The organism is Pseudomonadota bacterium (assembly GCA_022572885.1).
In the GTDB taxonomy this organism is placed as follows: Bacteria; Pseudomonadota; Gammaproteobacteria; order Steroidobacterales; family MnTg04; genus MnTg04.
The window spans coordinates 1-9666 of sequence record JACZVC010000045.1 but is presented as its reverse complement, the minus strand read 5'-3'; the positions used below and the strand labels follow the sequence as shown (position 1 = coordinate 9666).

The following is a 9666-nucleotide window of genomic DNA, read 5'->3' as shown; positions in this document are numbered from 1 at the left end:
TGGAAGGCCGGGAACATGGTGTCGGCGATTTGCATGACCAGCCAGGCTGTGACCACGTAGACCGCTGCAACCTTGAACACGTTGCGCCGGCTTAACTCTTGAATGAAACCCGATAGTGAAGACATCAAGAACTCCCCGCCCAGAGAATAGCAGGTGAATCCACGGGATGCCCTGATAACAACGCCAGGAATCTTATCCTGTGCCGTGTATGGGCTCTCCGCGACTCAGGCCAGGAACGGGTGCCTGTTCTTCAATTGCGCGTCCAGGCCATAGACATGCCCGGCTTTCATCAGGGCGAGGACCAGCAGGATGCTCATCCACACCACGTCGTGGTTCATCGCGCCGAAAAAGCCCAGGCCCTTGGCGAACCCTCCGCCGCGCTGTAACTTGCCTTAGCCGTAGATCAGGAAAAAAACACCTGTATAGACGCGGAGAACCGCGAGAGGCCAGTGCGCCTTGTTGCCGACAAAGCCTGAAAGATTTCCGTCAGTCATGATTTATTCCTTGTCTGTGGGGAAATCGCTCGATCGGAAGATAGGACAACGCCGCGGGCAAGTGGTTAAATCAGAGCGTTTTGTCGCACTCGAAATCGTCATCGCCGACCGGGTAACAAAGATCGGGCCAGCCGCGTTCGCGCCAATAGGCCGGCATTTTCCGCTCACGAACCATGGCTTTGAAATATGGCGAGCGTCGAAAGTCCCGATGAAAAGGCCACCAAAGGCGGACAAAACCGACGCCACCGGCAAAATCCACTGCGTTTGCCGCCCGCTCATACTCGCCGATCAAGGCAAGCAATTCCGCGTCCTCGTAAACGGCCCGGGCTAAAGCCGGTTTTTTGTCCAGCTCGGAAAAAAACCGCCGCTTGGCTTTTTCTCTATCGCCGTTTTTATCGAAGATTCTCATGAAATAGGGTACCAGCGTGCTTTCTTCATCCGACAGACGATTTGCCAATACACCGATAGCGGCCATCTTTCCGCTCGATTCCAATCCCTGGTAAAAAGGCAGGTAACCGATGGGCCTGCCATGTTCATAGGCAACTGAGAGATAAACCATGGCTTCTTCGCGCCGACCCAGGATAAACAGCGAAGTACCGAGAAAATCGTTATTGATCCCGCTGGCGGGGTCCAGACTCTGCGCCTTGTACAAGTATTCGAGCGACTCTTCGATATAGCCGAGTCCTTGCGACCATATCCCACGCCAAAGCAATGCCGTCGCATCGTGCTCATCCAGGCCAATTGCGAGGTCGTATTCTTGCAAGGCCTGCGCATAATCCGTTTTCCGCAAGCTGACCTGGGCAAGCACCGCATGAGGCAATGACAGGGCAGGATTGATTTCCAGCGCTTTACGCGCGGCGGACGCGGCAGCTTCGTGGGCCTCATTCTTGGTTATCGATTCATAACCGGATGGCACAGGGTAACTATGAACCACGACCATGACCGCGGCTAGCCCTTCGTAGGCGCGCGCGAATCCCGGGTCCATTTCGATTGCGTGCTGAAATAACTCAATGCTTTTTCTCAGGCCCAGTGGATTACGGTAAAGGAACAGGCTGCGGGCCTTCAGGAAAACCTGGTAGGCGTCCATGTTGGTCGTGGCGACTGAAGCCGACACCGATTTCTCGATCTCCACACCCAGGGTCGTGCGCAGCGCGTCAACGATCGCAGACGAAATATCATCCTGGATGGCAAAAATATCGGTCAATTCGCGATCGAAGGATTCCGACCACAGATGCCGATCACGTTTCGCATCGATTAGCTGCGCGGTGATGCGTACGCGATCGTTGGATTTGCGGACCGAGCCTTCAAGAATATGATCGACGCCAAGTGTTTCCGCGATATCCGCAAGGTTTTCGGTGCTCCCTTTGAACGAGAAGGCCGAGGTTCTCGAGGCGACCGACAGGCCATCGACGCGAACCAGGAGGTTCAGGATTTCTTCGGAAATGCCATCGGAAAAATAATCCTGCTCTGGGTCGGATGACATATTGACAAAGGGCAGGACGGCGATGGATATCGTTTGTTCTTGCTCTTCGGCCAGCGCGCTTTGCGTATCTGCAGTCTGCCCGGTATCTCGCCCGGCAAAGCGGTCGAAAAATAAAAACCCGACCGCGATGGCCATTGTTACGATAATCGCTGTATTGAGCTTTTGCCCGGTCTGTCGGGTAATAGAGTGGCTGCGATCAACTTCATGCTCGCGCTTGATTCCCTCGGGCGTCATTTCGAACGCCCAGGCAAAAAACAACGCAATAGGAAAGCCCATCGCCAGGAACAACATCAGCACCTGCATGATCCAGTCCGGTGCAGTGATATTGTCGATAACCAGGTCGGCCACCTGGGCCAACAACCAGGCCATGATCACGTAAGCGAAACCCACGCGGAAAACGTTGCGGCGTTTGAGTTCTGTGAAGAGATTACTCATTATTCAATCGCACTCGAAATCGTCATCGCCCAGTGGCCGGCACATGTCGGGCCAGCCATGTTTGCGCCAGTATTCTTCTATGCGTGTCTGCCTCAGGTAGACCTTGAATTGATCCGACTTACGGTAGTCGGCCAGGGCCGGATGCCAGACACGAATGGCGGCAGCAGAACTATCAACAAAGGTCTCAGTGGTTTTATCAAAATTACCCATTGCTGCATGCAGCAGTGGACCACCCTGATAGGCCCAGACCGTGTCCGGCTTGAGGATTGCGAGTTGTTTCCAGAATCTGTCGACCAGTCGCTGGTGCTCACTGGCGTCATTCCGTCCTTCGAAAATCGGCATCAAGTAAGGCAGCAATTCATGCCCGTCGAAAATGTGGAGGGCCGCCAGTCGCGCGGCCTGGAAGTCGCCAATCGCGATGTTGTGCATGAACACAACCAGGTAAATCTCGCGACCCTTGTCCAGTGCCTTGTTCAGGAAAAATAAAGCCTCCTCTTTTTTCCCCATGGCGAGCAAGGTGAAACCCAGGTGATCGCTGTTAATTCCGGTGTCGGGATCAACACGATATGCTTCCTTATAATATTTTATCGATTCTTCGAGATAACCCAGCCTGGTCAATTGCATCCCTTTCCACATCCAGCCGGTAGATTCACGACTGTCCAGTTCGATCGCTCTATCCAGTTCGCGCATAGATTCTTCATGGTCATTATCGCGCGAGTAATTGAGCCCCAGTACGGCATGCGGCATGGACAGCGTGGCATCGATTTCCAGCGCCTTGCTTGCAGCCGCGATGGACTCGCGTTTGCTCTCTTCCCGAGTGACCACTTCATATCCTTCGGCCGGTTTGTAGGCGGAGATGACTGTGTAAACCGCCGCGAGGCCTTCGTAGGCGCGCGCGAAACCGGGATCGCGCTCGATCGCCTGTTGGTAAATCTCCAGGCTTTGACGAAGCGCAAGCGGGTCGCGTGAATAAAACAGTTCACGTGCTTTCAGATAAGACGTGTAAGCATCCACGTTGGTGGTTGGGATGGACGCCGTTGTGGCTTTCCTGATATCGACACCGAGGGTCTCGCGGAGCGCTTCGACGATGGAGCCGGAAATCTCGTCCTGGATCGCAAAGATGCTGGTCAGTTTCCGGTCGTAGGTTGCCGACCAAAGGTGGCGATCGGTACTCGCGTCAATCAGCTGGGCGGTGATACGGACATTGTTGCGTTCTTTGCGGACCGAACCTTCGAGTATGTGATCGACACCCAGATCGCGGGCGATTTCATCGATACTCAGCCCCTGCCCTTTGTAGGAAAATGCCGAAGTGCGTGAGGTGACTGACAGGCCATCGACGCGAACCAGTTGGTTGAGTATTTCCTCGGAAATTCCGTCGGAAAAATATTCCTGCTCGGGGTCGGATGACATGTTGACGAAGGGCAGGACGGCGATGGAGACCATTTGCCCGCCGGTTGCAGCCGGCGCGCTTTCTTTTGGCGCAGGCTGATCTAGTTGTGGGCCGGTAAACCGGTCCACCAGCAGGAACACGACGGCAATCGCGATCGCGGCGCCAATCATGCGATCGAGTTTTCGACCCGTTTGCGGTGTAATTGACTCGCTGCGGTCGACTTCGTGCTCGCGCTTGATTCCCTCGGGCGTCATTTCGAAAGCCCAGGCAAAAAACAAGGCGATGGGAAAACCGATCGCCAGCACCAAAAAAATGATCTTCATGACCCATTCGGGTGCGCCGACGTTATCGATCACCAGGTCGGTGATTTGCGCCAGCAGCCAGGCCATGACCACATAGGCGAAACCCACCCGGAATACGTTGCGGCGTTTGAGTTCTGTGAAGAGATTACTCATTATCTAATCGCACTCGAAATCGTCGTCGCCGACCGGCCTGCAAAGATCGGGCCAGCCGTGTTTGCGCCAGTAGGTGTCCATTTGCGTTTGTCGAGTGTAATCCTTGAACTGCGCCGAGGCACGATACTCTGCCAGCGCCGGGTTCCATGCATGGGTTCTCCAACCGGGTTTCTGAACAAAAAGTTCGGTTGTCTCGGCAAATTTACCCATCGCGCCAAGAAGAATCGCGTCGCCACGGTTTCTTTCTTGCTTGGGATCCAACGGATCGAGTTTCGCAAAAAACCTGTCGATCAAATGTTGGCGTTCGCCGGCGCCATGTCGGCCTTCGAAAATCGGCATCAGGTACGGCAGCATCTCAAAGCCGCCAAACATGTGCTTGGCGACCATTCTTGCGTTGACGAAATTTCCGTCCGCTACATTGTCCATGAACACCACCGTGTACATTGCCCGGCCTTTGTCTATCGCTGTGCCAATATAAGGATAGGCTTCCTCATTCCTCCCCAGTCCGACCAACGCGACTCCGAAGTGATCGCTGTTGATACCGATATCTGGATCGAGGCGGTAGGCCTCCCTGAAATATTCCAGGGATCCTTCGAGGTAACCCAGTGCGGCCATTCGCATTCCCCGCCACATCCAGGCAGTAGATTCGCGCGGGTTCAGTTCGATTGCTGTATCAAGCTCACGCAATGCATACTCAAAATTATCGGTACGTGAGAGCATGATGCCCAAAACCGCGTGCGGCATGGACAGAGCAGGATCCAGTTCCAGCGCTTTGCGCGCCGCCTTTGTGGACTCCCTGTTGCTCTCTTCCAGGCTAACGACCTCATATCCTTCGGGTGTGTAGTACGGCAAAACTGCATATGTCGCTGCCAGGCCTTCCCAGGCCCGCGCAAAACCGGGATCACGCTCGATCGCCTGTTGGTAAATTTCCAGGCTTTGGCGCAACGCCAGTCCGTCACGCGACATAAACAGCTCGCGTGCTTTTAGAAATGCTTCATAAGCATCCATATTGGTGGTCGGGACGCGCGTCGTAGTGATTTTTTGTATATCGATACCCAGTGTCGTGCGCAGCGCCTCGACGATGCTGCCGGATATTTCATCCTGGATCGCGAAGATACTGGTCAGCTCTCGGTCATAGGTTTCCGACCAAAGGTGACGGTCGGTACTTGCATCGATCAACTGGGCGGTGATGCGAACGTTATCGAGATCTTTGCGCACCGATCCTTCGAGTACGTAATCCACACCGAGTTCGCGCGCGATTTCATCAAGACTCAGGCCCTGGCCTTTGAAGGAAAATGCCGAAGTGCGCGAGGCTACGGACAGGCCTTCGACACGAACCAGTAGATTCAGAATTTCTTCGGAGATCCCATCGGAAAAATATTCCTGATTGGGATCGGGTGACATGTTGATAAACGGCAGGACGGCGATGGATACGGCTTGGCCCTGCGTGTGTGCCGCGCGGCTCGCAGATTCTGCAAGCGGCTCCGGCGGTTGCCCGGCAAAGCGGTCGAACAGCAGGAACGCAACGGCAATGGCGATGGCCGCGATAATGACGTTGTTCAGCTTTTGCCCTGTTTTATGGACGATCGACTCGCTGCGGTCGACTTCGTGCTCGCGCTTGATGCCCTCGGGCGTCAGTTCGAACGCCCAGGCCAGGAACAAGGCCAGCGGGAAACCCAGGATAATCAGGGTCGTATAGACCTTCATCACCCAGCCGGGCGCTTCGAAAGTGGCAAACAACAAGCCGCCGATCTCGGCCAGCAACCAGCCGATCGCCGCATACGCCGCGGCCACCCGGAATACGTTGCGGCGTTTGAGCTCGGTGAAGAGATTACTCATTATCTAATCGCACTCGAAATCGTCGTCGCCCAGCGGGCGGCAAAGATCGGGCCAGCCGTGTTTGCGCCAGTAGGTGTCCATTTGTGTTTGCCGAACATAATCCTGGAACTGCTCCGAGGCGCGATACTCAGCCAGCGCCGGGTTCCAGACGTGTAATCTATAGCCCGAACTCTCAACGAAAAATTTGGTCGCCCTGTCAAAGACGCCCATAGCGCCAAGAAGAATCGGATCCTCAACGAATCTCATTTGTCTTGGCTTCGATGGATCGAGGCTCGCGAAAAACCTGTCAACCAATTGTTGGCGTTCGCTAGTGCCATGTCGACTTTCGAAAATCGGCATGAAATATTGCAATATCTCATAACCGTCAAACATGTGCATTGCAGCCATTCTCGCGTTATTGAAATCGCCGTTCGTTACATTGTGCAAGAATTGCAAACCGGCAATCGTGCGGCCTTTGTCCAACGCCTTGCCCACATATGGATAGGCCTCCTCATTCCTTCCCAGGTAGAGCAACGTGGCCCCGAAGTGATCGCTGTTAATACCGGTATCTGGATCAAGTCTGTAAGCTTCCTCGTAATACTTCAGTGCTTCTTCGAGATAGCCCAGTATGGACAACCTCATCCCCCGCCACATCCAGGCAGTGGATTCGCGCGGGTCCAATTCGATCGCCGTGTCGAGCTCGCGCAGGGCAGTCTCATAGTCATTTGCTCTTGAGAATATGATGCCCAAAACAGCATGCGGCATGGAAAGAGTGGGGTCCAGTTCCAGCGCTTTGCGTGCTGACAGGGTGGTTAGCCGGTAACTCTCTTCATAACTTAGCGCTTCATATCCTTCCGGCGCCCAGTAACCTGGCAAAACCGCATAGATCGACGCAAGACCTTCATAAGCCCTGGCAAAACCCGGATCTCGGTCGATCGCCTGTTGGTAAATCTCCAGGCTTTGCCTTAAAGCCAACGGATTGCGTGACGAAAACAATTCGCGAGCTTTCAGGAATGCTTCGTAGGCATTCATGTCGGTGGTTACAGCGACGGCCGAGGTTGTTTTTTGTATGTCGACGCCCAGGGTTTCGCGCAGCGCGTCTACTATGCTGCCCGATATCTCATCCTGGATCGCGAAAATACTGGTCAGCTTCCGTTCATAGGTTTCCGACCACAGGTGACGGTCGGTACTTGCGTCGATCAACTGGGCGGTTATTCGGATATTGTCTTGTTCCTTGCGGACCGAGCCTTCGAGTATGTGATCCACGCCGAGATCGCGGGCAATTTCATCGAGACCCAGCTCCTTACCTTTGAAGGCGAATGCCGAAGTGCGTGAGGCCACGGACAGGCCTTCGACGCGAACCAGCAGATTCAGGATTTCTTCGGAAATCCCGTCTGAGAAATACTCTTGCTCGGGGTCTGATGACATGTTGACGAACGGCAGGACGGCGATGGATACGGTCTGGTCCTGCGTTTGTGCCGAACGGCTCGCAGATTCTGCAAGCGGCTCCGGTGGTTGCCCGGCAAAGCGGTCGAACAACAGGAATGCAACGGCAATGGCGATGGCCGCGACAATGATGTTGTTCAGTTTTTGCCCTGTTTTATGGACGATCGACTCGCTGCGGTCGACTTCGTGTTCGCGCTTGATGCCGTCGGGCGTCAGTTCGAACGCCCAGGCCAGGAACAGGGCCAGCGGGAACCCCAGGATAATCAGGGTCGCATAGACCTTCATCACCCAGCCGGGCGCTTCGAATGTGGTAAATAACAAATCGCCGATCTCGGCCAGCAGCCAGCCGATCGCCGCGTAAGCCACGGCCACCTTGAATACGTTCCGGCGTTTGAGCTCTGTGAAAAGGTTAGCCATAGCCAGCCGAAAGATAGCACTCGGTGCGAGCAGAGGCGAAATCAGCAGGACGATGGCAGCGGCGGGACCGCATCGGCCCATTGTTGAGCCGCATAATGCGCGCATTATTGATTTGTATTGGACTACAGGCAGGATATACCGCGGAGCGCCTTAATCGCAATGCAGCAAACTTTTTTCCCTTGTAAGACAAATGGTTTGCATTTTTCTTATGTGGTTTTTGCTGCAATACAGCAGCCATTATTATTGTTGCCATTTGCTTTAAAGACTAAACTTCGGCGGTTAAAAAAATAAGTCTCGAGAAAACAATAAGGGAGAAAAACATGGGTGCAGCAAAAATTGTTCGTATGGTCGCAGCAGCAGCAGCGATTGTTTTTGCGTTTTGGACGACATTTGAGTATGCCGGGTTGGTTTTGGCCATACTTGGCCTGGGGATTGGATACTTCGTTGAAGCAGACCGCAGAACGCTTTATCTGGTCACGGTAGTTGCCTTGGCCACAGCGGCTGTCAGTGGTGGCCTCGGTGATATTCCTCAAGCTGGTAAATACATAACCGCAATATTTGAGAATATCAGCGCCATCTTGAATGCGGGTGCGCTAGTTGTAGTCGGTACCATCATCTATGAAAGGATAACCGAATAAAATCGAACCGCGTTCGTTATTCATTCCCGAATAACCGGGGATACCCAAAGGGACCCAAGCGGGTCCCTTTTTCATATACAATACCGCGCCTCGGAGGGGTGCCAGAGTGGTCGAATGGGCTTGACTCGAAATCAAGTGTACGGTTTGCCGTACCGTGGGTTCGAATCCCACCCCCTCCGCCATGCTTTCGTCCGTGAGCGTCCATGACTGTCCAGAAGAGTCCAATAATGCCAAGGGTTATGGTCGTTTTCTGTCCGATTTAGCGTTGTGATGTCTCGTTGTATCCGGGCCAGAACCGTGGTAACTTTCGTGGTATAAGTTTGTTCTGAGGAAAAGTTACCACGGTCGAGAGTACCATGCTTAGCGATGCCAAATGCAGACATGCCACCAGTGAGGGCAAAAAGATTCGCAAGCTCCCCGATTCGAGCGGCCTCTATCTTTGGGTTTATGCCGATGGCAAGAAATACTGGCGTCTTCGCTATTGGCTGGCGGGAAAAGAAAAATCGCTCTCACTCGGCGTCTATCCGAGGATCGGACTGAAGGAAGCGCGAAGACGACGGGACGTAGAACTAAAGCGCCTGGATAACAACCTGGACCCCGCCGCCGAGCGCCGGGCCGAAAAAATACGTGCAAAAAATTCCGCTGAAAATTCCTTCGAGGCGGTCGCCCGCGAATGGCACAAGAAGCAACGCCATCTTTGGGTACCGACCCATGCGGCGGATGTGTTGCGACGGCTTGAGAAAAACGCCTTTCCCGATTTGGCGCGCCGCCCCATTGCTGAAATCGATGCGCCGGAACTTCTCGCAGCGATGCGCAAAACCGAAGAGCGTGGCGCTCATGATCTGGCGCACCGTGTCCTGCAGGTCTGCGGACAAGTCTTCCGTTACGGCATCGTCACCGGACGCTGCACCGCCCCCAGCACCGTGGCCACCCCGCCGCTGGATTGCATCAGGTGCAATCCCGAGCGGAATTGGTTCTCCTTCAGCGCGCGATCCAGATTCTGCACGTACTTGGCCGTTTTGGGTCCCACGTAGGCGTTGAGGCAGGTGGTGCTGAAACGCTCGTACTCGCAGTATTGGGGGATCACCTC

The 9666-nt window shown here is 54.3% G+C and carries 7 protein-coding genes and 1 tRNA gene; 3 read left to right on the top strand and 5 right to left on the bottom strand.

Annotation, left to right across the window (positions count from 1 at the left end; translation table 11 throughout):
• Positions 1-564 precede the first annotated feature (564 nt).
• From IIA05_12425 to IIA05_12405, 5 genes are read right to left on the bottom strand one after another with little or no spacing between them, the layout of a single operon-like run.
• Complete coding sequence (locus IIA05_12425) at positions 565-2412, bottom strand: hypothetical protein (GenBank protein ID MCH9027896.1); 1848 nt, start codon at positions 2410-2412, stop codon at positions 565-567.
• A 3-nt stretch (positions 2413-2415) separates the two neighbouring features.
• On the bottom strand, positions 2416-4257 hold the full coding sequence (locus IIA05_12420) for a tetratricopeptide repeat protein (GenBank protein MCH9027895.1): 1842 nt from the start codon (positions 4255-4257) through the stop codon (positions 2416-2418).
• A gap of 3 nt (positions 4258-4260) precedes the next feature.
• Positions 4261-6096, bottom strand: a complete 1836-nt coding sequence (locus tag IIA05_12415; protein MCH9027894.1) for a tetratricopeptide repeat protein — start codon at positions 6094-6096, stop codon at positions 4261-4263.
• 3 nt (positions 6097-6099) lie between these two features.
• Positions 6100-7938, bottom strand: coding sequence for a tetratricopeptide repeat protein (locus IIA05_12410; protein ID MCH9027893.1), 1839 nt, complete (start codon positions 7936-7938; stop codon positions 6100-6102).
• Positions 7931-8191 (bottom strand): hypothetical protein, encoded by a 261-nt coding sequence (locus IIA05_12405; protein MCH9027892.1) that lies wholly within the window; start codon positions 8189-8191, stop codon positions 7931-7933. Before IIA05_12405 ends, IIA05_12410 begins: the two co-directional genes overlap by 8 nt.
• A 67-nt stretch (positions 8192-8258) precedes the next feature.
• On the opposite strand from IIA05_12405, the gene IIA05_12400 reads away from it, so the two are divergent.
• The 3 genes from IIA05_12400 to IIA05_12390 all read left to right on the top strand — a co-directional run bounded on the left by IIA05_12400 (position 8259) and on the right by IIA05_12390 (position 9610).
• Complete coding sequence (locus IIA05_12400; protein MCH9027891.1) at positions 8259-8576, top strand: hypothetical protein; 318 nt, start codon at positions 8259-8261, stop codon at positions 8574-8576.
• Between the two features lie 92 nt (positions 8577-8668).
• A tRNA-Ser gene (locus tag IIA05_12395) sits at positions 8669-8758 on the top strand.
• A gap of 174 nt (positions 8759-8932) precedes the next feature.
• The gene (locus IIA05_12390; protein ID MCH9027890.1) at positions 8933-9610 is read left to right on the top strand and encodes an integrase arm-type DNA-binding domain-containing protein; all 678 of its coding nucleotides are present in this window, start codon (positions 8933-8935) and stop codon (positions 9608-9610) included.
• Positions 9611-9666 lie beyond the last annotated feature (56 nt).